Genomic DNA, 22,662 nt, shown 5'->3' on the forward strand with positions numbered 1-22,662 from the left:
TGTTCTAAGTTGTTGTAGGAAACGCCTGTGTTTGTAGATACGCATTGTCATTTAACCATGCTCGATTTAACTCCGTATGATGGAAATCTGGATCTGGCATTGGCGCAGGCGCGAGAAGCCGGCGTATCTAAATTTATGAGTATTTCGGTCGATCTGGATGACCATATCGAACTGGCAAAAATTGCCGCACGTCATGCAGATGTCGGTTATACCGTGGGTGTGCATCCTTGTGAAGATGCGGCCACCATGGCGCGTGCCACCACTGACTATCTGGTCGAGCTGGCACAACCGGAAAAAGTCTGGGCGCTGGGGGAAACCGGGCTGGATTATTATCACAGTACCGATTTTATTGCCGAGCAGAAAGACTGTTTTGCCCGCCATATCCATGCCTCGCAAATCGTAAAAAAACCGGTGGTGGTGCATACCCGTTCAGCCAAGCATGATACGGTTGATATTATCCGCGCAGAAAAATCAACCCATGGGATTTTGCACTGTTTTACCGAAGACTGGGAAACCGCCAAAGCGGTACTGGACTGCGGTTACTATGTCTCTTTCTCGGGTATTGTGTCGTTTAAAAATGCCCAGGATTTACGGGATGTGGCCAAGCAGGTGCCGCTAGATCGTGTCCTGATTGAAACCGATTCGCCGTATCTGGCGCCAATGCCATATCGTGGTAAATCAAATGAACCAAAATATGTCCCATATGTAGCCAAAGCCCTGAGTGATGTATATGATAAGTCACTGGAAGAGATGGCTTTCATTACCATGCAGAATTTTGAGAACCTCTTGAACCAAAAGTAAAAATCTAGAAATTTTTAAAACTGACCGATAAGTGCATAAGAGAGAGTTTATAGGGTGAAGATGGATCGTCAGGCTCAATTTCGAGCAAGAGAAACCTTAATTTTTCAAGTGGCAGAGCAATTGCTATTAGAAAATGGTGAAGCAGGGATGACGCTTGATGCCTTGGCCGCAGAATTGGACCTGGCCAAAGGCACGCTTTATAAACATTTCCAGAGTAAAGACGAGCTGTACATGTTGCTGATTATTCGTAATGAGAACATGCTGCTCGAAATGATCAAGGATGCTGAGAAAAAGTTTCCTGAACATTTGGCCTTCTTTATGCTGCATCACTTGCATCATCCAGAGCGCACGGTACTGTTTCATCAGATTGAAGAGCGCCTGTCGACTACCGGTATGGGCATCAACCATCTGTTTAACGAGCTGTATCAGGTGCGTAAACAGCGCCTGCGTCTGATTATTCGCATGACTGAGCATTATCTGGAATCAATTCAGAGCAAAATGTCGGTGCGTGACTATCTGGCTTCGATCTGGTCGTTGACGCACGGTGCGGCAGCCATTCTAAACTCCAGTTTCTACCAGCGCTATCTGGGTTCACGCGATACCTTGCGCGTGGCCTATATCGACCAGGCGCTGGCCTTGCCGAAACAAGTTCAACATCTCGAACAGATCACTTAAACCTCATGACTAGATCGCATCACTTCTCATCTGTTCGTGGTTTTACACTCATTGAATTGATGGTGGTGATTGTGGTCATGGCCATTGCCGCCTCACTGGTGCTGATGAATATTGGCGGGGTGGACCAGCGCAGCGCCATGCAGGCACGTGAAGTGTTTTTGATGGATGTGAAGAAGCTGCAACGCGAAGCAGACGATCAGTCGCGTGTGCTGGCTCTAAATGTTCAAAATGCCACCGATGTGTCACCATTTCGTTATGAAGTTCTGGAATATTTGCCAGCAACCACCGCTACCGACAGTTCAAGCGTCATGCTCAGTCAAGCCGCGACCCGCTGGCAAAAATATGCCGAATTTGAGATGCAAAGTTTGCCTGATGGGGTGAGCTTTCAGATTCAGCCTTTACAACACGGATTTGAGAATGCGCAGAATGCTGCCTTGCTGCAAGGCGATGCACCGAAATTGATCTGGCTGGGGAATGGTGAAGTTAAGCCGGTGCGGATTCAGTTTTATTTCGAGCAGCGTCCGGTTGGGGCTGAAATCGAAATTGATCATCTGGGTAAGATCGTGAATGAAGAATAGATTATTTTCAGCGTTCTTGTCGCCTGATCTGCAAAAACTAAACCGGCTTTTCTCCAGCTGTTCAACATCCGCGTACCGATTACGAGCACATCCGCATCAGACCCGATTCAAGCGTATTGCCGGTTTTACCTTGCTGGAAGTAATGGTGGCACTGGCGATTTTTGCTACAGCTGCTATGGCGCTGACTCAAGTGGCCATGCAATATACCCAGTCGACCTCTCATGCCATTTTAAGAACCAAAGCGCAGTTTGTGGCCTTAAACGAACAGGCTCTAATGGAAATCCAGCAGGACTGGCTGACGGGTACGCAATCAAAACAGGTCACCCTGCAAGGTGAAAGCTGGCAAATTGATAAAAGCGCACAGCCGACCATTAGCCCGAATGTGCAGCGGGTAGAAGTGCAGGTCAGCTTATTTAACCCCGATACCGGTCAGGTTGAAGCCGGCATCACCCATTTGGTGTTTTTTAATCATCGGGTGGCGCAATGATTAAGGCTAAACGCGGATTTACTCTGGTCGAGCTGCTGGTGGCCATTGCCATCTTTGCGGTGCTGTCTGCCTTAGGCTGGAAAGTATTTGATTATCTGGTCAAGGTCAAAGACCGTAACCAGTGGCATGAACAGCAGTTAGAAGGATTGCAGGGTGCCTATCAGCAAATCTTGCGTGACAGCATTCAGATTGTACCGCTGACGGCCAACATCAATAATGATATTCAGCCAGCTTTGGTATTACAAAACGGCCGTTTTAATTTTAGCAAGACCGGTGTGACCGATCCTTTGCAGCAGGGCATTGCCCCCACTGAACGGATTGAATATCAGTACCGGGCCGACGAACAAAAACTGTATCGTCTGAAATATGCCAATTTGCATCAATCCGGGCAGGATCAGCCGGTTTCCAGCGTATTATTGGACAATGTTAGCCAGTTTCAGGTTAGTGTGCTGAATCCGCAGGAACTGAGTAACTGGCCAGACAGCAGTATTGACTTAAATGATAATCAACAAAAACGCAAACTGCCAAAAGGCATTAAAATAAATTTAACCGTACAAGATGTACAATATGAATGGATTTTTAGCCTGTTAAATACTGACTTCCTGAAATCAGACAATAAAACCACATCATAAAACAGGCACTAAAGATAGGCAGTGAATGGGGCAATGGGACAGAACATGAAGCAGCAACAGGGTATTGCGCTAATCACCATTTTAATGATGGTGGTATTGGCCACCATTTTGGCGGCGACCATTGCCAAACGTCAGGCCTATACCGCAGAAAGTACTGCTTATTTAATGCGACAGAACCAATCCTTGCTCTATGCTAAAAGTGCCGAAGCCTTCTTCGCTGAATTGCTCAAAGATGATGCTGAAAATGCTGCCGAGGTCGATCATCTGCAAGAAAACTGGGCCCAGCCAATGCCAGCTTTTCCTGTCGAAGATGGTTTTGTGGCGGGTGTGTTGAGTGATGAATCGGGGAAGTTCAATTTAAATGCCTTGCTGAATGACAATGGCAATGTTAATGAAAATGCCAAACTGTATTTTGAACGGCTGCTGGTGCGTGTTGGCTTGCCTGCCCAAATCAGTGAAGCGGTAATTGACTGGCAAGATGCCGATGATTTACCCATCGGGCCGATGGGTGCCGAGAGTAGCTATTATCAGGGCCTACCTAATGGTTATTTACCTTCAAATTCCCTGTTTTATAGTGTCGAAGAACTGAAACAGGTGCGCGGCTTTGAAGAGGGCCAATATCAGCTGTTACTGCCTTATGTCAGTGCTTTGCCGAACCGCAGTACCAGTATCAACATCAATACGGCACCGGCTTTGGTGCTGGCCAGTATTGATGACAAGCTGGATGTGAACCAGATTCAGCAGGTGCTGGAACAGCGTCAGGCCAATCTGGAGCATTTTGCCAATACGCAGGAACTGTGGGAGCTGGATGCCTTTAAACAGGTGGATGCCGCCCTGAAAGCTCAGGTCGGTGCTTTACTGGGGGTACAGTCCAATTACTTTAAGGCAAAAATTGAAGTGATGCTGAGTGAACGCAAACGCCAGTTTAGTAGTGATCTGGTGCGCGATAAAAAAACGGTTTATGTGGCCTATCGCAGCATGGCACCATTTTAAAACACAGCCTTTCAGCGCAATTTTCACTGTGTATAAAGCGAGATAGGTTTTAGCTATCAAGTTAAACAGCAAATTTAATGCTTATTCCTTTAATTTTGCTTTATAATTAATAGTCGATTCACAAATAATCTGGCCTGATCGGGACACATGTTAATTCGTAAGTTATTTAAGTTTGAAAATGCTCATATTGTGCGTAACTGCACTTCAGACCGCTGTAAACGTTCAATACACGGCCATAGCTATAAAGTTGAGCTGTTACTTAAGGCAACGAAATTAGATCATGGTCAAATGGTCTATGATTTTGGCTTGCTAAAAGGTGTGATTAAAGAAATTTTTGATTCTTTCGATCATGCGATCTGTTTCTGGCAACAGGACAATCCGGACTATATTCAGGCCTGCCAAAACTTCAGTGCGCGCTGGGTGTCTTTACCGGTGTCGCCATCTGCCGAGCAGTTTTCCCGTATTTTCTTCTTTTTGGCACAGCAGGTGCTGGCCTCAACCATCACCCAGAATGGTGAAGGTGATGTCGAAGTCTATTCGGTAATTGTGCATGAAACCGATACCGGTTATGCGCAAAGCTTTTTGGAAGATATTGAAAATGAACAAATGGGACGGCTTGCCTTGGATCAGATCGAGTTTTCAGCGCAGGTGCGCGCGGAATGGTCAGATCCAGAGATGTATGAAAAATTGAAACAGGGTATTAAATTCCAAAACCCAAGCGTAGATTTACAGGTTAAACTCTAATACACACATCCTGACATGGATATAAAGGATTTAATACAGGTATGTCTTTAACTGAACAGCAACACGCGAAACTGGAGAAGGTTCAGTTAGATGCGAGCTGGAAATATGCCCTGAGCGATTTTTTGCTGGGTGAGAAAATGGATGCCTTAAAAGCGTTCCTACTCGAAGAAAAACAAGCCAATAAAGTGATTTATCCACCAAGTGGCTTAATCTTTAATGCACTAAATACCACGCCGCTAGAGCAGGTCAAAGTCGTTATTCTGGGCCAAGATCCTTATCATGGTCCGAATCAGGCACATGGCCTGAGCTTTTCTGTGCAGAGAGGGGTTGCATTACCGCCATCTTTACGTAATATTTTCCATGAGTTACATACCGACTTGGGGCTAGATATTCCCAAGCATGGCGATTTAACCCGTTGGGCGGAACAGGGTGTGCTGCTGTTAAACAGTGTCCTGACTGTTGAGGCTGCACAGCCAACATCGCATCAGAAGCGGGGCTGGGAAGAATTTACAGATCATGTGATTGATGTCTTAAATGAACAGCGTGAGCATATTGTGTTCATTTTATGGGGTGCCTATGCACAGCGTAAGGGACAACGCATTGATCCGAATAAACACTTAATCTTGAAAGCCGCACATCCGTCGCCGCTGGCGGCAAACCGTGGTGGTTTTTTTGGATGTAAAGTGTTTTCAAAAACAAATAATTACCTGAAACAACATGGCATTGAGCCTATAGACTGGCAGCTGGACGCATGACACAAACTCCCGTATTGAAACAGTATCATCCCGATTTAATTGTTGAAGAAGCACAAAATGGCTGGCGTATTGTTCGTTTGAACCGCCCAAAGTCATTACATGCACTGGATGAATCTATCGTGACTGCTTTACTGGAAGTCTTTCAGGACTTTCATACGGATGAGCAGGTGAAAGCCATTTGGCTTGACTCTACTACACCAAAAGCCTTCTGTGCCGGCGGAGATGTGCGCAAACTGCGTCAACTGGTGATTAATGACGAAGTTGAGGCCGCCAATAAATTCTTTGAACAGGAATATGCGCTGGATTTGTTGCTGCATAACTATGCCAAGCCGGTGCTGGTCTGGGGTGAAGGTTATGTGATGGGCGGTGGTTTGGGTCTGTTTATGGCAGCACCATTCCGTCTGGTAACCCCACATTCACGTCTGGCAATGCCGGAAATTAATATTGGTCTTTATCCGGATGTAGGTGCATCGCGCTTTCTGGCAGATCGGGGTGCTATTGGTCTGTTCACTGGTTTAACCGGTTCGATTATGACTGCCGCCGGCGCTTACGGAATTGGCTGGGCCACACATATCTGCGATGTCGCACGTGATGTGGTGTTGGACCGGATGATTAATATTGACTGGGATCATTATCCGGCCGGTGATTTCCGTGCTATTGATGACACTTTGAACAGTATGCATCGTCCGGTTGGACCAGGACCATTACAGAATTCATTGGATGTAATTCATAGCGTGTGTCGTGGTGTCAACTTTGAACATGACTATGAAGCAATTGTCGGTTTAAGTGATGCGCGTAGCGACTGGCTGCGTCAGGCCAGTGAAAACCTGCAAAAAGGTTCACTGACAACTGCAGCCCTAAGCTGGTTATTATGGCAATGGGGCAAACAGGTGCATTCATGGAATGAAGTGTTTGAACTGGAAACCCAGATTTCGGCCTGGAAAATCAATCACCCTGACTTTGTTGAGGGTGTGCGTGCCCGTCTGGTCGATAAGGATTTATCTCCAGAGTGGAAGCAGGGCGCTGATCGCAGCCTGAAAGGTATTCTGGCCGATGATCCACCGGTGACTTCAATTCAAAGCTGGAATGACCTCCTGAAACGTCATGGTGTTATCAGCTGATTTATGTCTGATGTAGAAGTTTATTCTGATGAATACTGGATGCAGCATGCTTTTGAGCAGGCTGCATTAGCGGCCTCGCAGGGAGAAATTCCTGTCGGGGCAATTTTAGTCAGTCGGAACCAGATTGTTGGGTCGGGCTATAATGCGCCCATTTCCCTGAATGATCCTACCGCGCATGCTGAAATTCTGGCCATTCGTCAAGCCTGTATTCACATTGAAAATTATCGCTTGCCGGAAGATACCACGCTTTATGTTACGCTTGAGCCGTGTACTATGTGTGTGGGTGCGCTGATTCATGCCCGGGTAAAACGGGTAGTCTTTGGCACCACCGAGCCGAAAGCCGGTTCTCTGGTCAGTGCACGCCAATTGCTGGACAGTGGCTATTATAATCATCTGTTTGAGTTTGAAGCGGGTTGTTTACAAGCCCAATGTGCAGCCCAGCTGAGTGATTTTTTCAAGCTGCGTCGTGAGCAGAAAAGACAGCAAAAATTACAACAAAAGTCCTTAAATGATCAGAATCTTTAAAGCATTTTCCTCTACACTAAGCCGTGTATGTGATTGAATCCCTTTAGGAACAATAAAATGAACGCTATTCAAATTAAAAAAGAATTTAATGCGCCTGTAGCACAGGTATTTGAATTAATGTCGAAACATGCCACCTATAACACCGCTTTTGCACCTTTACAGGTTAAGCGTGTCAAGGATTCCGCTGATCCTGAACGCCCGGATGGTGTGGGTTCAGTGCGCCGGATGGGTTTTGGCCCGGTTAAGCCTTTGCAGGAGCAGATTACGGTGCTCGAGCCAAATCAAAGGATTGAATATAAAATTATTAAAAATCCGTTGGTGAAACATCATTTGGGCGTGATTGAATTTGAGCCTGTGGCAGAAGATAAAACCCTAGTGACCTACCGGATTGAGCTACAGGCACGCGCGCCTTTTGTTAGTAAACTCATTCTTGCCCAGTTGAAAACTGCAATTAAAATTGGTTTAAGTAAACTGGCTAAATCTGTATAAAAATCTGTAAATATGTCTGGAAACGCAATGACAGTTCAAATTATTACCATTGATGGGCCAAGTGGCTCAGGTAAAGGTACGCTTGCCGCCAAACTGGCTGCACATTATCAATTTCACTTGCTGGATTCAGGCGCGCTGTATCGTCTGCTTGGGCTGTCATTGCATAAGGCAGATTTGCTGGAAAGTCTGAGTAACGAACTGAGCAAATGCATCGAAATTGCAACAAATTTAGACATCAAATTTCAGAGCACAGCAACCGGCACTCAGGTCATGCTGGATGGCGAAGATGTCAGCCAGACCATCCGTACCGAGCGTGTCGGAGAATATGCTTCAAAAGTAGCAGCAATTCCGGAACTTAGAACGGCATTGTTGGCCCGTCAGCGTGCTTTTGCCCAGGCGCCGGGGTTGGTAGCCGATGGTCGTGACATGGCCACCTCCATTTTTCCTGAAGCACAAGCCAAAATTTATCTGACTGCATCGGCAGAGTCGCGCGCGCAAAGACGTGTAAAACAGTTGCAGGGTATGGGGCTGGATGCTAAAATAAACGACATTTTAGCTAATATCGAAGCTCGCGACAAACGGGATATGGAGCGCGAAGTTGCTCCACTCAAGCCAGCGGTTGATGCTTACATCATTGACAGTTCAGATTTGAACATCGATGAAGTCTTTCAACTGATGACACGTTATGTCGATCAGCAATTAGCAAACTAAATTTATTCAGCGAATGCATAGCTTGATCAGTTTTATACGGACTATGTAAACGCTTAACTAAACCGGCCTTGTCTGATCCAAGACCGCTGACTTTATCGGAAATATCATGACCGAATCTTTTGCAGCCCTCTTTGAAGAAAGCGAATTAAACCTCAACGTTGAAAAGGGTGCTGTCATCCAAGGCGTTGTAGTAAGCATCGACTCTGATTGGGTAACAGTTGACACTGGCCTTAAATCTGAAGGTATTGTTGACCGTGCTGAATTCTTAAATGAACAACGTGAACTTGAAGTTCAAGTTGGTGATACTGTTGATGTTGTTGTTGAAGCTCTCGACAACGGTATGGGTCAAACAGTTTTATCACGTGAAAAAGCGAAACGTGCTGAAACTTGGACTAAACTTGAAAAAATCTTTGAAGACGGCGAAATCGTTACTGGTGTTATCTCTGGTAAAGTTAAAGGCGGTTTCACTGTTGACATCGGTCCAGTTCGTGCGTTCTTACCAGGTTCTTTGGTAGACACTCGTCCTATCCGTGACACCACTCACCTTGAAGGTAAAGAGTTAGAATTCAAAGTTATCAAGCTTGACGCTAAACGTAACAACGTTGTTGTTTCTCGTCGTGCTGTTATGGAAGCTGAATCTTCAGCTGACCGTGAAGCGCTTCTTGCTCAGCTTGAAGAAGGTCAAACAGTTACAGGTACGATCAAGAACCTTACTGATTACGGCGCGTTCGTTGACCTTGGTGGTATCGATGGTCTTCTTCACATCACTGACATGGCTTGGAAACGTATCAAGCACCCATCAGAAGTTGTTGAAGTTGGTCAAGAAGTTACTGTTAAAGTACTTAAGTTTGACAAAGAACGTAACCGCGTATCTTTAGGCCTGAAACAATTAGGCGAAGATCCATGGTTAGCGATCATGAGCCGTTATCCTAAAGGTTCTATCGTTAAAGCTCGCGTAACTAACTTAACTGACTACGGTTGCTTCGCTGAAATCGCTGAAGGCGTTGAAGGCTTAGTACACGTTTCAGAAATGGACCACACAAACAAAAACATCCACCCATCTAAAGTTGTTCAGATCGGTGACGAAGTTGACGTTATGGTTCTTGAAGTTGATGAAGAGCGTCGTCGTATTTCTCTTGGTATCAAACAAACTCGTGCTAACCCATGGGAAGAGTTTGCTAAGAACCACGACAAAGGTGAAAAAGTTTCAGGTACAATCAAGTCAATCACTGACTTCGGTATCTTCATCGGTTTACCAGGCGGTATCGATGGTCTAGTTCACTTGTCTGACATCTCTTGGAACGAACAAGGCGAAGAAGCGATTCGTCGTTACAAGAAAGGTGACACTGTTGAAGCGGTTATCCTGTCTGTAGACGCTGAAGGCAACCGTATCAGCCTTGGTATCAAGCAATTGAACAGCGATCCATTCAACGATTTCTTAGCTGCTAACGAACGCGGTGCGCTGGTTAAAGGTACTGTAACTGCAGTTGACGCGAAAGGCGCGACTGTTAAGTTAGCTGACGAAGTTGAAGCAACTCTGAAAGCATCTGAAATCAACCGTGATCGCGTTGAAGATGCAACTAAGTTCTTAGAAGTTGGTCAAGAAGTTGAAGCGAAAATCATCAACGTTGACCGTAAGTCTCGCTCTATCAACTTGTCTATCAAAGCGAAAGACGAAGCTGAAGAGAAAGAAGCAGTAGCTAACTTACGTCAAGCAACAGCTTCTCAAGACAATGGTCCTAAGACTATTGGTGATCTGATCAAAGCTCAGATGAACCACTAAGTAGCCGTGGAAAAGTATGATTAATGTAATTTAACTCTTACTTTTTACACAAATACTGTAAACGGTAGCGTAGTATTAACTTATTGCGCTACCGTTTTGTATTTAAACAGGTTATTATCGGTTTTAAGTTAAAGTAGCTTGATAATTAAAGAGGTCGCAGATGACTACTGAAGCACTTAATAAGTCTGACTTAATAGAGCGAATTTCCCTAAAAAATCCACATTTAGCGGAACCTTTAGTTGAAGAAGCTGTTAAGATTATGATTGATCAAATGATTGAATCACTGTCTGCAGATAACCGAATTGAAATTCGTGGATTTGGTAGCTTTGCATTACATCATCGTGAGCCACGTGTAGGTCGTAACCCGAAAACGGGCAAGTCAGTTAAAGTGGCGGCAAAAGCGGTACCTCATTTCAAACCAGGTAAAGCATTGCGCGATGCAGTGAACGCATCTGCAGAGAAATAATTAATTTATATCCTGAGGTGTGTTTATGCGTTACGTCTTAGTCGCATTATTGATTGTACTGTTTGGCTATTCATTGGCTCTGGTTTTACAAAACGGGACCGAGCTGTCGGTTGACCTTTTGTTCACTCAAGTTCCAGCCATGCGTTTGGGGTTGTTGTTATTACTGACCCTGGCATTGGGTGTTGTTGTTGGACTTTTACTGGGTGTGCAGATTTTCCGCGTATTCCAGACCAGCTGGGAAATCAAGCGACTGCGTAAAGATATTGACCATCTGCGCAAAGAGCAAATTCATACGGCACAGTTGGCAGCGGCTGAGGCAGCTGCAAATACGCGCCATGAAAAAACGGTAGTCGATATTCATCCGAATGATCGTTCATCTACACCTTTATAGTGGACGCTTGAATAAAGTTGAATGGCTTTTTTGAGGTCTGCAACTTGAAATATTTAACGCTTAAGAGCTGATCTCCTAAGCGTTTTTTTATGCAGCCATGTTTTGAAACGCTTAGTTTAATCCATAAGGTTTTATAAATAAGCAGTTTAATTTAACTGCTTTGCTTATATTCAATAAAATTCACTTGGTTGCCAGATTTGAAATTCGTATAATGCTTTAATTTTGTCAGTTTTAAGGGTCTTCTCATGAGTATTATCGTTGCTTTAGATGCAAAAAGTCATTACGACGCAATGACAATTGCCGAGCAGCTAGACCCAGCCTTATGTCGGGTCAAGGTCGGTAAAGAGCTGTTTACCCATGAAGGGCCAGCAGTGGTTAAAGCACTGCAAGATAAAGGCTTTGAAGTTTTTCTGGATTTGAAATTCCACGATATTCCTAATACCACGGCTCAGGCTGTATGTGCGGCAGCAGACTTAGGGGTGTGGATGGTGAATGTGCATGCCTCTGGCGGCCGAAAAATGATGGAAACCTGTGTAGAGCGCTTAAAAGCAGGGAATTACAACACCCAGCTTATTGCGGTGACTGTTCTGACCTCAATGGGCCGTGAAGATTTACGTGATATCGGTTTAGATATTGAGCCATTTGAACAGGTGAAGCGTTTAGCCGCCTTAACCAAAGACAGCGGTTTGGATGGCGTAGTTTGTTCAGCGCAAGAAGCCAAGATGCTACGTGACAGCTTGGGTCAGGAATTTGCTCTGGTAACGCCGGGGATTCGCCCTGAAGGTTCAGCTGCAGATGACCAGAAGCGTATCGTCACGCCTAAACAGGCGATGCTGGATGGTTCTACACATCTGGTGATTGGTCGCCCAATTACCAAGGCGGAACATCCTCGTCAAATGCTTAAAGATATTCTAGCGACGTTGTAATCTCCCTAACCCCCCCTTTTCCAAAGGGGGACTCCTCCCTTTGTAAAGGGAGGTTGGAAGAGGTTAAATCTAAATCACTGCCAGAATACTGACCACGATAGGTGCCAATACTGACAACACAAAACCACTGACCATGGCATGAGGAATAAAGTCATTGCCACAGGCCTGTTTCACCATTGGTAAGGTCACATCCATCGCTGTAGCGCCGGCAGAAGAAATGGCCGCACGCGGATAACGCCAACCAATCAGATACATCAGCACAATCGCAAAGATTTCGCGGAATAAATCATTCATCAGGGCAATACTGCCCAGTTCAGCTGTACGCAGTTCACTAATTACAATCCCGCTCATGGAATAAAAGCCATAGCCTTGCGACAGCATGATCAGATCTTTTAGGGAAATGTGTGATAGCCAGAATAAGCAGAACAGCGCCCCTAAAATCGAGCCAACAATACAGCCCACTGGCACCAGCAGGATGTTCCAGTTTAACCAGGAGTGGTCAAGTGGCGCACGTGCGAGATCAAAACCAATCATTAGCATAAAGACCAGTAATAAATGCCAGGTACTAATATGTAAATTGAGCTGCCAATATTCACTGCCCAGATAAAGCAGATAACCAGCGGCTAAAGCAATGAAGGCATAACTGATATTGAGTAAGGATTGTAGTACCAGACTGAAGGATACGCGTCCTTGGCTGGGCTGAAAACCGGCCCATTTAAACAGGCCATAACAGCAGGCGAAAGCGCCGAGACTGGTGCTAAATGAAATCAGCATTGCGCTGGTTAAAATACGTTCCGGTTGAGGGATTTGGTTTAAAGTCTGGGCAAATTCAAGTGAAATGGCGATCAGTAGAATATAGCTGAAATAAGGTAACAGTTTCAGCATAAGCTGTTGCAGCCAGCGGGGAAACCGGGCTGCAAAGGCATAGCCGAGATAGAGACAAAATAGTAGCTGGAAAATAAGCCAAAAGGATTGCATCTATACTCGCCTAAAATCAATTCCTGCTTATTATGCCTGAATTAGCTGGCCAGCTGTTGTTTTGCACGTTTATTCAGTAAGCGATAATCAGCCGGATTCACTTTCTGGGTTTTTAACCAGTATTTCCAGGTATAGGTCGGCCAGAGGGCAAAGTTTTTACCGCCATCTTGCTGATACCAGCTGACACAACCGGATTGCCAGATGGTCCCGGCCAGCATCTCCTGAACATAACGGTTATAGTCATCATGAACCTGATCTTTAATGACTATGGCATCGGTCTGGGTACGTTCGACCAGCTTGATCATCTGCAAAATATAGTCAATCTGTGCCTCAATCATAAACACTACGGAATTATGCGCCAGCACGGTATTGGGGCCTAGTAGCTGGAACAGGTTGGGAAAGCCTTTGGTGCAAATGCCATAATAACTTTCGGCGCCATCTTTCCAGGCCTGTTTCAGCTCCACGCCATGTTCACCGACGCAATCAAACGATTTCAGATAAATGCGTGGATCGGTAATAAAACCGGTGCCATAAATCAGACAATCAATTGGACGTTCTTTGCCATCTTTGGTGATGATACTGTGTTCGGTCAGTTCCTGAATGGCATCAGTCACCAGTTCGACATTGGCACGATTAAAGGTCGGATAATATTTATTGGAGACCAGAATACGCTTACAACCCATAATGTAGTCGGGAATCAGCTTGGCGGCGATGCGTTTGTCCTTGACCTGATATTTTAAAAAGACTTCGGCCAGTTTCTGGGTATATTTCATTACCCCTGGTTTTACAATCGGCACCACGCGGGATTCATTGGACCAGTATAGGCGGGCACGGTGCAGTTTTCTAAACCAGTCAAACTTTTTAAACAGCTTTTTTTCAAGCTGGCTATAGAGTCGTTCATCGCGTGGAATCACCCAGGCGGCGGTACGCTGAAACACATACAGCTGTCTGGTTTGTGGGGCAATTTCCGGAATATATTGAATGGCACTGCCGCCAGTACCAATTGAGGCGACATTTTTACCGTTTAAGTCGTATTGATGATCCCACTGCGATGAATGAAAGACCTTGCCTTTAAATTTTTCGATCCCCGGAATATGTGGAATTTGCGGCACATGCAAGGGTCCGGAGGCAAATACCACGTATTGGGCAATTAGCTTGCGCTGCTGATTGAGCTCTAAATGCCATTCACAGTCCTGTTCCTGATAATGTGCAGACAGAACTTCAGTCTGAAACTGACAATAATCTCTGAGCTGGAACTGATCGGTCAGGCCCTGAATATAGGCAAAAATCTCTGGCGCTTCGGCATAGCGTTTCGACCAGTCGGTTTTGGGCGCAAATGACAAGGAATACATATGCGATTGTACATCGCAGGCCGCACCCGGATACTGGTTTTCCCGCCAGGTGCCACCAACCTCATTGGCTTTTTCCAGAATCATAAAATCGGTGATCTGTTGCTGCAGCAGGCGAATAGCCATCGCCAGGCCACCAAAACCGGCACCAATAATGGCAATTTTAGTTTTTTGAACGGCATGATTTGTAGAAAAATCATGATTTGACAATGCATCATGCATAGTTGTATATCCTTTTCTTTTTATTTCTATGATTAGCATATAAGCGGGTCAGTGCAGATGCCATGATAGCACTGACAAAAAATTGATATTTTCGGCAATTTAAAAATAGTGAATGATATAGTAAAACAGATACACAGACGTGACTCAAGCGCCCCTATGAAACGATCCATTCTCGGTCTCATGTACTTAATTCAAGGTATGCGAAATGCCGGAATTGATGTGGATGAGCGTTTGCAAAGTATCGGGCTGCATGCAGATGCACTGGATGCCAGTTCGGTGATTCATCCGCGGCTGGAACTGGATATTCTGAAGATTATTGGCGCCGGGGTGCGACCTGAGCAGGGTATTTTTATTGGCCAGCATTATGCACTGGCCGGTTATGGTCCCTTGCTGATGTTACTGGTAACCTCTGACACCATTGCGACCGCGATTGAAAAAGGCATTCAGTATCAGGGGTTGACTCATCTGACGGGGCAGCTAAAGCTGAAACATGAAGCAGATCGGGTGGCGCTGCAATATCTGCCGAATGATCTGGATAGCGATTTGGGTATGCTGCGGGCGCAATGTGAAATTTCCGGGACTTTCAAGTTTATTCAGGATCTTTACAAGATGATGAGCCTGAATGTGCCGCAAATCCGTATTGAACTGCCATTTGCACGTCCAGATCAGGCACAGGCCCTGGTGGCTTATCATGACTATTATGGTCATGACTTGTGTTTTGGCCATGACCATGCAGCGTTCTGGTTCGAGCAGTCGGTGCTGGAAGTGAAAATTCCATCCGCCGATTCAATTACCTTTAAGACCTTTGAAGAAAAGTGTATTGAAGAGCTGCAGCGCTTAAAACTGGAAGATCAGGCACCGACCTTGGTGCAGCGGGTCAAAGATTATCTGGAATTGCAGCAGGGCGTGATGCCGACCATGGCCGAAACCGCGCAGGCCTTACAGATTCCAGAGCGCACCTTGCGTCATCAGTTACAGCAGCTGAACACCAGTTATAAACAGATTCGTGAAGATTTAATTAAAGACAAGGCATTGAGATTAATTGAATATCAAGCTTATTCAATTGAAATGATTGCAGAGTTACTGGGTTATTCAGAACCTGCGGCCTTTAATCATGCCTTTAAACGCTGGTTTGGACAAAGTCCGCGCCAGTATGGGAAATAGCCTAAGCATTTTAAACCCAAAGTGGTATATTGTGCGGCGGTTATCTTCGTTATCATTTATTAACCCCAAAAGTACTGAATAATATGTCTGACTTCAACTCATCCCACAACACAGCATATACTCCATTGTCTCCGGCAGAACGCTATGCACAGGCGTTGGCGTCGGGGCAGTTCATGCCAGATGAAGCACAGGCCGAAGCGGTACACGAGCTGGATCGGGTGTGGCAAGAGTTAATTCAGCGTTATAAAGCCTCGAAAAAGGCCTTTCGCCGTTTTCGTCGTCAGACATCTCCGCGCGGTGTGTATATGTGGGGTGGGGTTGGACGCGGTAAAACCTGGCTGATGGACCAGTTCTATGAATCAATTCCGTTTCGCCGCAAAATCCGTATGCACTTCCATCACTTTATGCAGCATGTGCATCGTGAACTGAACAAACTGTCAGGGCAGCGTAACCCGCTCGATACAGTGGCTGACCAGATTTATAAAGATGCGGTAATTATCTGTTTTGATGAATTCTTTGTATCTAACGTGACTGATGCCATGATTCTCAGCGACCTGTTCCAGAAGCTGTTTAATCGCGGTATTACTTTGGTGGCCACCTCAAACATCGCGCCAGATGGCTTGTATAAAAATGGTATTCACCGTGACCGCTTTATTCCAACCATTGAAATGGTGAAAAAGAACTGTGCCATTTTAAATGTCGATGCCGGGGTGGATTACCGTTTACGCGTGTTAAAGCAGGCACAACTGTTTAAATCACCGCTGACACATGATCATAATGTCTGGATGGCGCAACGTTTTGATGCACTGACTCATACCCAAACCCATTCGGATGAGCCCATTACCATCAACAACCGTTTAATTGAAACGGTGGCGCATACTGAAGATGTGCTGTGGTGTGAATTCTCGGAAATGTGCCTGAAACCGCGTAGCCCGGCTGACTATATTGAAATTGCTAACCTGTACAATACCGTGCTGGTCAGCAATGTGCCGCATTTAACCGATTATCTGGCCGATGGTACACGCCGTTTTATTTATCTGGTCGATGAGTTTTATGATCGTGGTGTAAAACTGCTATTAACCTCTGAAGATTCGATTATTGAACTGTATCAGGGTGAAAAACTGGCCTTTGAAATTGAACGGACGCGTTCACGTTTGCTGGAAATGCAGTCAGATGATTATTTACATGCAGCGCATCGTCAGATTTCAGCTGCGGGTGCATCGACTGAAGCATCTTAATACTGAATTCGACATATTTAAAAAGCGTCCAACCGGGCGCTTTTTTTGTAGCAAAAAATCTTTGCTGCTTTTATCGACATTTTGTTCAATTCATGGCTTAATCTTGGCTAATAATAAAACCCGGAAGGGCTGAAGTGCCGAATTTTCTTTACAATTCTGAACTTAAGTCTAATTCCGACATTTCAAAAACTTTATACACTGTAGGTTATATATTTCGCTTAATGATAATGTCACATCCTAAGATTATTTTATTTTTAAATAGCAACATTTATTTAATAAAAAATGATCACTATTTAGCAATGTGATAATACTATTCAGCCAAATATAAATCGGTATACTAGAATCTCTTGTATAAAAAGTAGCAATATCAGGAAAGACAATGACTGCACGTATTCAAAAAGGCAAGTTAGCGATTGCTAAAGAACTTTACGATTTCATCGAAAATGAAGCATTACCAGGTTCTGGTTTAGACAGTGACACCTACTGGAAAAACTTTGAGCAAGTCGTTGTCGACCTTACGCCTAAGAACAAGGCATTGCTTGCCAAACGTGATGATCTGCAAGCGAAGATTGACGAATGGCATCGCAATAACACATTTGAACTAGAAGCTTACAAAGCCTTCTTGTCTGAAATTGGCTACTTATTACCAGAAGTAGAAGATTTTCAAATTACGACTGAAAATGTAGATGAAGAAATTGCATTACTGGCAGGCCCACAGTTAGTTGTCCCTGTACGTAATGCGCGTTACTGCCTGAACGCAGCCAATGCACGTTGGGGTTCTCTATATGACGCACTATACGGCTTTGACGTAATCTCTGAAGAAGATGGCGCAGAAAAAGGCAAAGGCTATAACCCGAAACGTGGTGAGAAAGTTATCGCATTCGCGAAAAACTTCCTGGATGAAACTTTCCCGTTGGCGCAAGGTTCACACGCAGATGCAACAAAATATGCGGTTGAAGGTAATGCACTGGTTGTTAGCCTGAAAGATGGCTCAACTACGACTGTTGCAGATGCTGCTAAATTTGTCGGTTATAACGGCGAAGCGGCTGCACCAACTGAAGTTGTGCTGAAAAATAACGGCCTGCATGTCATCATCCAGATTGATGCCAACAGCCCAATTGGCCAAACTGATGCTGCTGGTGTTAAAGACGTAGTTCTTGAAGCTGCAGTAACAACAATCCAAGACTTGGAAGACTCTATTGCAGCGGTTGATGCTGAAGAAAAAGTAGAAGGCTACCGTAACTGGTTAGGCCTGATGAAAGGTACACTGGAAGAGTCGATTGAGAAAAATGGCAAAACCATTACCCGTAAACTCAATGCTGACCGTACCTTCAAAAATGTTGAAGGCGGTGAAACCAAGGTTCATGGCCGTTCATTGATGCTGCTTCGTAACGTAGGTCACTTGATGACTAACCCGGCGATTCTGGTCGATGGCGAAGAAATTTATGAAGGCATCATGGATGCATTGGTAACACCTCTGCTTACTGTGGCTGACATCCGTGGTGAAAACACGATCAAGAACTCGCGTAAAGGTTCAATGTACATCGTGAAGCCAAAAATGCATGGTCCAGAAGAAGTTGCATTTGCAGTTGAATTGTTTGAACGTGCTGAACAAGTACTTGGCTTGCCTGCGAAGACTTTAAAAATCGGTATCATGGATGAAGAACGTCGTACTTCTGTAAACTTGAAAAACTGTATTGCTCAAGCTAAAGACCGTACTATCTTCATTAACACTGGTTTCATGGACCGTACAGGTGACGAAATCCATACCTTCATGGAAGCAGGTCCATTCGTTCGTAAAGGCGAAGTAAAAGGTCAAATTTGGTTCCCAGCGTATGAAAACCGTAACGTGATGATTGGTTTGAAAGCAGGTTTACGTGGTAAAGCACAAATTGGTAAAGGCATGTGGCCAAAACCAGACATGCTTTTAGACATGTACAAAACCAAAACTGAACATCCTGAAGCGGGTGCAAGCTGTGCATGGGTTCCATCACCTACAGGTGCTGTGATTCACGCTATCCACTATCACCAAGTGAACGTAGCAGACCGTCAACAAGAATTGTTGGCAACTGAGCCTTTATCTTTAGATGACTTGTTAACTCCGCCATTGGCGAAAGACACTAACTGGTCTGACGAAGAAAAAACTAAAGAGCTTGAAAACAACTGTCAAGGTATCTTGGGTTACGTTGTACGTTGGGTAGATTTAGGTGTAGGTTGTTCTAAAGTTCCAGACATCAACGATGTTGGCTTGATGGAAGACCGTGCAACGTTACGTATTTCTTCACAACACGTTGCCAACTGGTTACGTCACGGTATCGTGACACGTGAGCAAGTTGAGGAAGTAATGCAGCGTATGGCTAAAATTGTGGATCAGCAAAACGCTAACGATCCATTATATACGCCAATGTCTAACGACTTTGAGAACAACATCGCATTCCAAGCTGCGTCTGACTTAATCTTTAAAGGTGGTGAGCAGCCAGCAGGTTATACCGAGCCGCTATTGCACGCAGCACGTTTAAAATTAAAAGGCTATACAGGTGACTAATCCTGAATTTGCCTGATCTAAAAAAGCCTTCTTCGGAAGGCTTTTTTTATGGCAATAATTACACACCGAATAGCACTAGAACTTTCTGTGCAGACCTTTTAGAGTGAAGGAAATCATCAAAATCTGGAAGATGTTATGGGCGCGTATCAATTTCTTGATCAACAGTTTATTGCTGGTGAATGGATCAAGGGCACTTCAACCCGAATCCTGGACAATCTGAATCCTTATACCCAAGAAAGCATTTTAAAATTACAAGGTGCCAGTATTGTCGATGTCGACAGTGCCTATGCGGCGGCTTTGGAGTATGCTGCAAGGTGGGCAGACAGTTCAGCTGAAGCACGAAAAAACCTGCTGCTGCGTGTGATTGAGATTATTCAGGCGCGTCGGGAGGAAATTATCGACTGGCTGATTCAGGAATCGGGCAGTACCCGTTTAAAAGCCAATATTGAAGTCGATGCAGCAATAGGCATTTTAAAAGAAAGCTCGACTTTCCCGGAGCGCATGTTAACTCAGGAACTACCATCTCCCGATCCGACCCGTCAAAGCTATGCGGTACGTAAACCGCTGGGTGTGGTGGCGGTAATTAGCCCATGGAATTTTCCTTTTCATTTAAGTATGCGTTCGGTGGCTGCAGCACTGGCGCTGGGCAACACTGTGGTACTGAAACCGGCCAGTGATACGCCAATTACCGGTGGCCTGCTACTGGCGAAACTGTTTGAAGAAGCCGGTGCTCCGATGGGCAGCCTTAGTGTGCTGGCAGGTGCAGGTAGTGAAATCGGCGATTATTTTGTTGAACATGAAGTGCCGAAACTGATTTCCTTTACCGGTTCTACCGAAGTGGGCAAGCGCGTGGGTCAGCTAGCAGTGAGCAGTCCTAATTTAAAACGGCTGGCGCTGGAGCTGGGCGGAAACGCACCTTTGGTGGTGCTGGATGATGCCGATCTGGACTTGGCGGTAGAACTGGCGGTGATGGGGCGCTTTTTGCATCAGGGTCAGATTTGTATGAGTACCAATCGCATTATTGTCGATGCAAAAGTGCATGACAGTTTTGTCGGTAAATTGGTTGAACGCAGTAAAAGCATTCCTTTTGGTGATCCGAATGAAGATACTACAGTGATTGGCCCAATTATTAACCGCGATCAGGTGCAGAAGATTCAGCATATTATCCAGCAAGGACAAGAGGCTGGCGCGACGCTGGTACTGCAAGGTGCCACGCGCGGTCATGTGATTCCACCGCATATTTTTATTGATGTTGACCCGGCGTCGAGTCTGGCGCAAGAAGAAAGTTTTGGGCCGGTACTGCCGGTGATTAAAGCGCAAAATGAAGCTGAAGCACTGATGCTGGCCAATGCCACACGTTTTGGCTTATCCAGTGCAGTCTGTAGCGCCAATATTGAACGTGCCAAAGCCTTTGCCTTAAAAATTGACGTCGGGATGACGCATATCAATGCCATTACCGTGGCGGATTATCCGAATGCGCCTTTTGGTGGCGAGAAAAATTCCGGTCTGGGGCGTTTTAATGGTCAATGGGTCTTAGAAGAGTTTTGTCGCACCCACTGGTTAACGCTACCCAGTTAAAGCACAGACGCAACTTAACCGCCTGAAGGCGTATAATAGAGCTGTCTAAACTGAGCAGCCATATTTCCATGTGTGCCAACTTTAAACCGCTTACGCCACAACAGCGACAGGATTTAAATCTCCCGGATATTCCTTTTGAATATGAAGATGAGGTCTATCCGGGTTATCACTTACCGTTGCTGTTCAAATCTGAACAGGGGCTGGAATGGCGTAAGGTGATGTTTGGTTTGGTGCCGAAGTGGGCGGAAGATAAGAGCATTGCCCATAAAACCTATAATGCCCGTAATGAAACCCTATTGCAGAAACCCAGCTTTCAGGAAGCGGTGCTGAAACGCAAGTTTGGGGTCATTCCGGTAAGGGAGTTTTATGAGTCCAAATATATTGACAATAAACCGCAGCGCTGGGGTGTGCGCCGTAAAGATGGGCAGGCGTTTTATATTGCGGCTTTATATGAAATTTGCAAAATTCAGGATGAGATTATTCGTTCCTGCACCATGATTACCATGGATGCAATTGACCACCCAATGATGAAAGACTTTCATGAGCCGGGCAATGTCAAACGTTCGGTGATTATGATTCCACATGCACGTTTGCAGGAATGGCTTGGCCAAACTCAGCCGGATATTCAGCGTTTTGTCGAAGGCTTTCCAGTTGAAGAGTTTGAATGCTCGCATGTGCCAAAAATAAAAATCGAAAAAGTTAGTCCCCAACTGAACTTTTTCGATTCTTTGTCATAAGCAGTGTGCAGAATGCTGGATGATTAACGCGATAAGTTATTAAAAATATGACGCAAACTGTCCATCATTTTTTCAATCTGTAGCGGGGTTAAACCTTCAAAGGACTGTTCCAGTACCACACCGGTCAGGTCATTGATTTTTTCGGTCATGGCATGGCCCTGATCGGTCAGAATAACCCGGGTGATGCGCGCATCATCTTCACAGGAGTAGGTCTCCACCAGGCCTTCTTCTTTCAGGCGATAGACAATTTTGGTGGTGGTCGACATCTTTGATACCACCATGTCTGACAGGTCGGAAACGCTGGCATTCGGTTTGGCTTTTAGCGCAATCAGAATGCGGCGGCGTGAGTTATCCAGACCATATTTCTTGAGTGCATGATCGACATTTAACACATATTGAGCATGGACTTGGGTTACCCAGTAATAAGGAAACTGCTCAATATTGAAGTCTTCAGTAGAAGGCAGAAATTTGGAATATTTCTTGGTCATTTAGTTATTCCTTGCATTTTTAATTGTATTTGTGTGAAATCCCATCACATTTTATTTGAAATGTCATATGCTTAGCAAGTTGTTTTAATCGTATTCGTCAATAAAAGGCTGAGGCAAAGCGTTTTTATCGGGAGATCAGCTGGCTTAGACTGGGATAGTTAGGGAGAAATCATCCCTATTTTAGTCCTGATAAATGGTCATAATCTTCTGTGTAAACTTCAGTATTTCATCTTAAAGATGCGTATTTTTAAAGTGGTTTAGATGAGTAATGAGGATGAAGGTTTTA

24 protein-coding genes are annotated in these 22,662 nt (G+C 45.0%); 21 read left to right on the forward strand and 3 right to left on the reverse strand.

The features are described 5' to 3' along the window. Positions 1-27 precede the first annotated feature (27 nt). The 16 genes from FTT89_RS06095 to pyrF all read left to right on the forward strand — a co-directional run bounded on the left by FTT89_RS06095 (position 28) and on the right by pyrF (position 12,077). Positions 28-801 carry a TatD family hydrolase gene (locus tag FTT89_RS06095; RefSeq protein ID WP_005177502.1) on the forward strand — a complete coding sequence of 258 codons (774 nt, stop codon included), beginning with the start codon at positions 28-30 and terminating at the stop codon, positions 799-801. A 60-nt stretch (positions 802-861) separates the two neighbouring features. Continuing rightward, positions 862-1,476, forward strand: a complete 615-nt coding sequence (locus FTT89_RS06100) for a TetR/AcrR family transcriptional regulator (protein ID WP_005177503.1) — start codon at positions 862-864, stop codon at positions 1,474-1,476. 5 nt (positions 1,477-1,481) lie between these two features. Next, entirely contained in the window at positions 1,482-2,054 is a 573-nt protein-coding gene (locus tag FTT89_RS06105; RefSeq protein ID WP_180006533.1) for a prepilin-type N-terminal cleavage/methylation domain-containing protein, read from the forward strand. Between the two features lie 115 nt (positions 2,055-2,169). Further along, a complete protein-coding gene (gene gspI / locus FTT89_RS06110) occupies positions 2,170-2,541 on the forward strand; it encodes a type II secretion system minor pseudopilin GspI (RefSeq protein ID WP_228288776.1) in 372 nt (123 codons plus the stop codon). After that, positions 2,538-3,173 (forward strand): type II secretion system minor pseudopilin GspJ, encoded by a 636-nt coding sequence (gene gspJ, locus FTT89_RS06115; protein WP_152342358.1) that lies wholly within the window; start codon positions 2,538-2,540, stop codon positions 3,171-3,173. The genes gspI and gspJ overlap by 4 nt, the downstream gene beginning before the upstream one ends. Positions 3,174-3,218: 45 nt before the next feature. Continuing rightward, on the forward strand, positions 3,219-4,166 hold the full coding sequence (gene gspK, locus FTT89_RS06120; protein ID WP_075174516.1) for a type II secretion system minor pseudopilin GspK: 948 nt from the start codon (positions 3,219-3,221) through the stop codon (positions 4,164-4,166). A gap of 147 nt (positions 4,167-4,313) precedes the next feature. Then, entirely contained in the window at positions 4,314-4,910 is a 597-nt protein-coding gene (locus FTT89_RS06125) for a 6-carboxytetrahydropterin synthase (RefSeq protein ID WP_005177512.1), read from the forward strand. A 41-nt stretch (positions 4,911-4,951) separates the two neighbouring features. After that, positions 4,952-5,665, forward strand: a complete 714-nt coding sequence (gene ung, locus FTT89_RS06130; RefSeq protein WP_005177514.1) for a uracil-DNA glycosylase — start codon at positions 4,952-4,954, stop codon at positions 5,663-5,665. Next, positions 5,662-6,786, forward strand: a complete 1,125-nt coding sequence (locus tag FTT89_RS06135) for an enoyl-CoA hydratase/isomerase family protein (RefSeq protein ID WP_005177517.1) — start codon at positions 5,662-5,664, stop codon at positions 6,784-6,786. The genes ung and FTT89_RS06135 overlap by 4 nt, the downstream gene beginning before the upstream one ends. Positions 6,787-6,789: 3 nt before the next feature. After that, the gene (gene tadA, locus FTT89_RS06140) at positions 6,790-7,311 is read left to right on the forward strand and encodes a tRNA adenosine(34) deaminase TadA (protein WP_180134083.1); all 522 of its coding nucleotides are present in this window, start codon (positions 6,790-6,792) and stop codon (positions 7,309-7,311) included. A gap of 57 nt (positions 7,312-7,368) precedes the next feature. Then, complete coding sequence (locus tag FTT89_RS06145; RefSeq protein WP_104473640.1) at positions 7,369-7,800, forward strand: SRPBCC family protein; 432 nt, start codon at positions 7,369-7,371, stop codon at positions 7,798-7,800. 27 nt (positions 7,801-7,827) lie between these two features. After that, on the forward strand, positions 7,828-8,511 hold the full coding sequence (gene cmk, locus FTT89_RS06150) for a (d)CMP kinase (RefSeq protein ID WP_016658215.1): 684 nt from the start codon (positions 7,828-7,830) through the stop codon (positions 8,509-8,511). A 106-nt stretch (positions 8,512-8,617) separates the two neighbouring features. Continuing rightward, a complete protein-coding gene (rpsA, locus tag FTT89_RS06155) occupies positions 8,618-10,294 on the forward strand; it encodes a 30S ribosomal protein S1 (RefSeq protein ID WP_005177527.1) in 1,677 nt (558 codons plus the stop codon). Between the two features lie 160 nt (positions 10,295-10,454). After that, positions 10,455-10,760, forward strand: coding sequence for an integration host factor subunit beta (locus tag FTT89_RS06160; protein WP_005177533.1), 306 nt, complete (start codon positions 10,455-10,457; stop codon positions 10,758-10,760). A gap of 25 nt (positions 10,761-10,785) precedes the next feature. Further along, on the forward strand, positions 10,786-11,151 hold the full coding sequence (locus tag FTT89_RS06165) for a lipopolysaccharide assembly protein LapA domain-containing protein (protein ID WP_005177535.1): 366 nt from the start codon (positions 10,786-10,788) through the stop codon (positions 11,149-11,151). A 245-nt stretch (positions 11,152-11,396) separates the two neighbouring features. Continuing rightward, the gene (pyrF, locus tag FTT89_RS06170) at positions 11,397-12,077 is read left to right on the forward strand and encodes an orotidine-5'-phosphate decarboxylase (RefSeq protein WP_104488985.1); all 681 of its coding nucleotides are present in this window, start codon (positions 11,397-11,399) and stop codon (positions 12,075-12,077) included. Between the two features lie 69 nt (positions 12,078-12,146). Here the strand turns inward: pyrF and FTT89_RS06175 are convergent, their stop codons facing one another. Both FTT89_RS06175 and FTT89_RS06180 read right to left on the reverse strand, forming a co-directional pair. Next, complete coding sequence (locus tag FTT89_RS06175; protein ID WP_104488984.1) at positions 12,147-13,055, reverse strand: lysine exporter LysO family protein; 909 nt, start codon at positions 13,053-13,055, stop codon at positions 12,147-12,149. A 41-nt stretch (positions 13,056-13,096) separates the two neighbouring features. Next, positions 13,097-14,626 carry an NAD(P)/FAD-dependent oxidoreductase gene (locus tag FTT89_RS06180; protein ID WP_180083839.1) on the reverse strand — a complete coding sequence of 510 codons (1,530 nt, stop codon included), beginning with the start codon at positions 14,624-14,626 and terminating at the stop codon, positions 13,097-13,099. Positions 14,627-14,782: 156 nt separating this feature from the next. Between FTT89_RS06180 and FTT89_RS06185 the strand changes: the two genes are divergently transcribed. The 5 genes from FTT89_RS06185 to FTT89_RS06205 all read left to right on the forward strand — a co-directional run bounded on the left by FTT89_RS06185 (position 14,783) and on the right by FTT89_RS06205 (position 21,888). Next, a complete protein-coding gene (locus FTT89_RS06185; protein WP_168389801.1) occupies positions 14,783-15,790 on the forward strand; it encodes an AraC family transcriptional regulator in 1,008 nt (335 codons plus the stop codon). A gap of 83 nt (positions 15,791-15,873) precedes the next feature. Further along, positions 15,874-17,028: a cell division protein ZapE gene (zapE, locus tag FTT89_RS06190; protein ID WP_005177549.1), complete on the forward strand. Its 1,155-nt coding sequence runs from the start codon at positions 15,874-15,876 to the stop codon at positions 17,026-17,028. A gap of 379 nt (positions 17,029-17,407) precedes the next feature. Next, positions 17,408-19,573, forward strand: coding sequence for a malate synthase G (locus FTT89_RS06195; RefSeq protein ID WP_180006530.1), 2,166 nt, complete (start codon positions 17,408-17,410; stop codon positions 19,571-19,573). A 135-nt stretch (positions 19,574-19,708) separates the two neighbouring features. Continuing rightward, positions 19,709-21,151, forward strand: a complete 1,443-nt coding sequence (locus FTT89_RS06200) for an aldehyde dehydrogenase family protein (protein WP_180006529.1) — start codon at positions 19,709-19,711, stop codon at positions 21,149-21,151. Between the two features lie 68 nt (positions 21,152-21,219). After that, the gene (locus tag FTT89_RS06205) at positions 21,220-21,888 is read left to right on the forward strand and encodes an SOS response-associated peptidase (protein WP_180006528.1); all 669 of its coding nucleotides are present in this window, start codon (positions 21,220-21,222) and stop codon (positions 21,886-21,888) included. Between the two features lie 23 nt (positions 21,889-21,911). Here the strand turns inward: FTT89_RS06205 and FTT89_RS06210 are convergent, their stop codons facing one another. After that, complete coding sequence (locus FTT89_RS06210) at positions 21,912-22,376, reverse strand: MarR family winged helix-turn-helix transcriptional regulator (RefSeq protein ID WP_005177561.1); 465 nt, start codon at positions 22,374-22,376, stop codon at positions 21,912-21,914. Between the last annotated feature and the right edge of the window lie 286 nt (positions 22,377-22,662).

The organism is Acinetobacter sp. YH01025, assembly GCF_013420185.1.
GTDB lineage: Bacteria > Pseudomonadota > Gammaproteobacteria > Pseudomonadales > Moraxellaceae > Acinetobacter > Acinetobacter indicus.

Coding starts and splice junctions, on each gene's coding strand:
- FTT89_RS06145 (WP_104473640.1), top strand. CDS start 7,369: ATGAACGCTATTCAAATTAAAAAAGAATTTAATGCGCCTGTAGCACAG.
- FTT89_RS06165 (WP_005177535.1), top strand. CDS start 10,786: ATGCGTTACGTCTTAGTCGCATTATTGATTGTACTGTTTGGCTATTCA.
- pyrF (WP_104488985.1), top strand. CDS start 11,397: ATGAGTATTATCGTTGCTTTAGATGCAAAAAGTCATTACGACGCAATG.
- FTT89_RS06200 (WP_180006529.1), top strand. CDS start 19,709: ATGGGCGCGTATCAATTTCTTGATCAACAGTTTATTGCTGGTGAATGG.
- FTT89_RS06185 (WP_168389801.1), top strand. CDS start 14,783: ATGAAACGATCCATTCTCGGTCTCATGTACTTAATTCAAGGTATGCGA.
- ung (WP_005177514.1), top strand. CDS start 4,952: ATGTCTTTAACTGAACAGCAACACGCGAAACTGGAGAAGGTTCAGTTA.
- FTT89_RS06210 (WP_005177561.1), bottom strand. CDS start 22,376: ATGACCAAGAAATATTCCAAATTTCTGCCTTCTACTGAAGACTTCAAT.
- FTT89_RS06160 (WP_005177533.1), top strand. CDS start 10,455: ATGACTACTGAAGCACTTAATAAGTCTGACTTAATAGAGCGAATTTCC.
- gspK (WP_075174516.1), top strand. CDS start 3,219: ATGAAGCAGCAACAGGGTATTGCGCTAATCACCATTTTAATGATGGTG.
- cmk (WP_016658215.1), top strand. CDS start 7,828: ATGACAGTTCAAATTATTACCATTGATGGGCCAAGTGGCTCAGGTAAA.
- FTT89_RS06180 (WP_180083839.1), bottom strand. CDS start 14,626: ATGCATGATGCATTGTCAAATCATGATTTTTCTACAAATCATGCCGTT.
- FTT89_RS06195 (WP_180006530.1), top strand. CDS start 17,408: ATGACTGCACGTATTCAAAAAGGCAAGTTAGCGATTGCTAAAGAACTT.
- gspJ (WP_152342358.1), top strand. CDS start 2,538: ATGATTAAGGCTAAACGCGGATTTACTCTGGTCGAGCTGCTGGTGGCC.
- rpsA (WP_005177527.1), top strand. CDS start 8,618: ATGACCGAATCTTTTGCAGCCCTCTTTGAAGAAAGCGAATTAAACCTC.
- zapE (WP_005177549.1), top strand. CDS start 15,874: ATGTCTGACTTCAACTCATCCCACAACACAGCATATACTCCATTGTCT.
- FTT89_RS06135 (WP_005177517.1), top strand. CDS start 5,662: ATGACACAAACTCCCGTATTGAAACAGTATCATCCCGATTTAATTGTT.
- tadA (WP_180134083.1), top strand. CDS start 6,790: ATGTCTGATGTAGAAGTTTATTCTGATGAATACTGGATGCAGCATGCT.
- FTT89_RS06205 (WP_180006528.1), top strand. CDS start 21,220: ATGTGTGCCAACTTTAAACCGCTTACGCCACAACAGCGACAGGATTTA.
- FTT89_RS06105 (WP_180006533.1), top strand. CDS start 1,482: ATGACTAGATCGCATCACTTCTCATCTGTTCGTGGTTTTACACTCATT.
- FTT89_RS06100 (WP_005177503.1), top strand. CDS start 862: ATGGATCGTCAGGCTCAATTTCGAGCAAGAGAAACCTTAATTTTTCAA.
- FTT89_RS06125 (WP_005177512.1), top strand. CDS start 4,314: ATGTTAATTCGTAAGTTATTTAAGTTTGAAAATGCTCATATTGTGCGT.
- FTT89_RS06175 (WP_104488984.1), bottom strand. CDS start 13,055: ATGCAATCCTTTTGGCTTATTTTCCAGCTACTATTTTGTCTCTATCTC.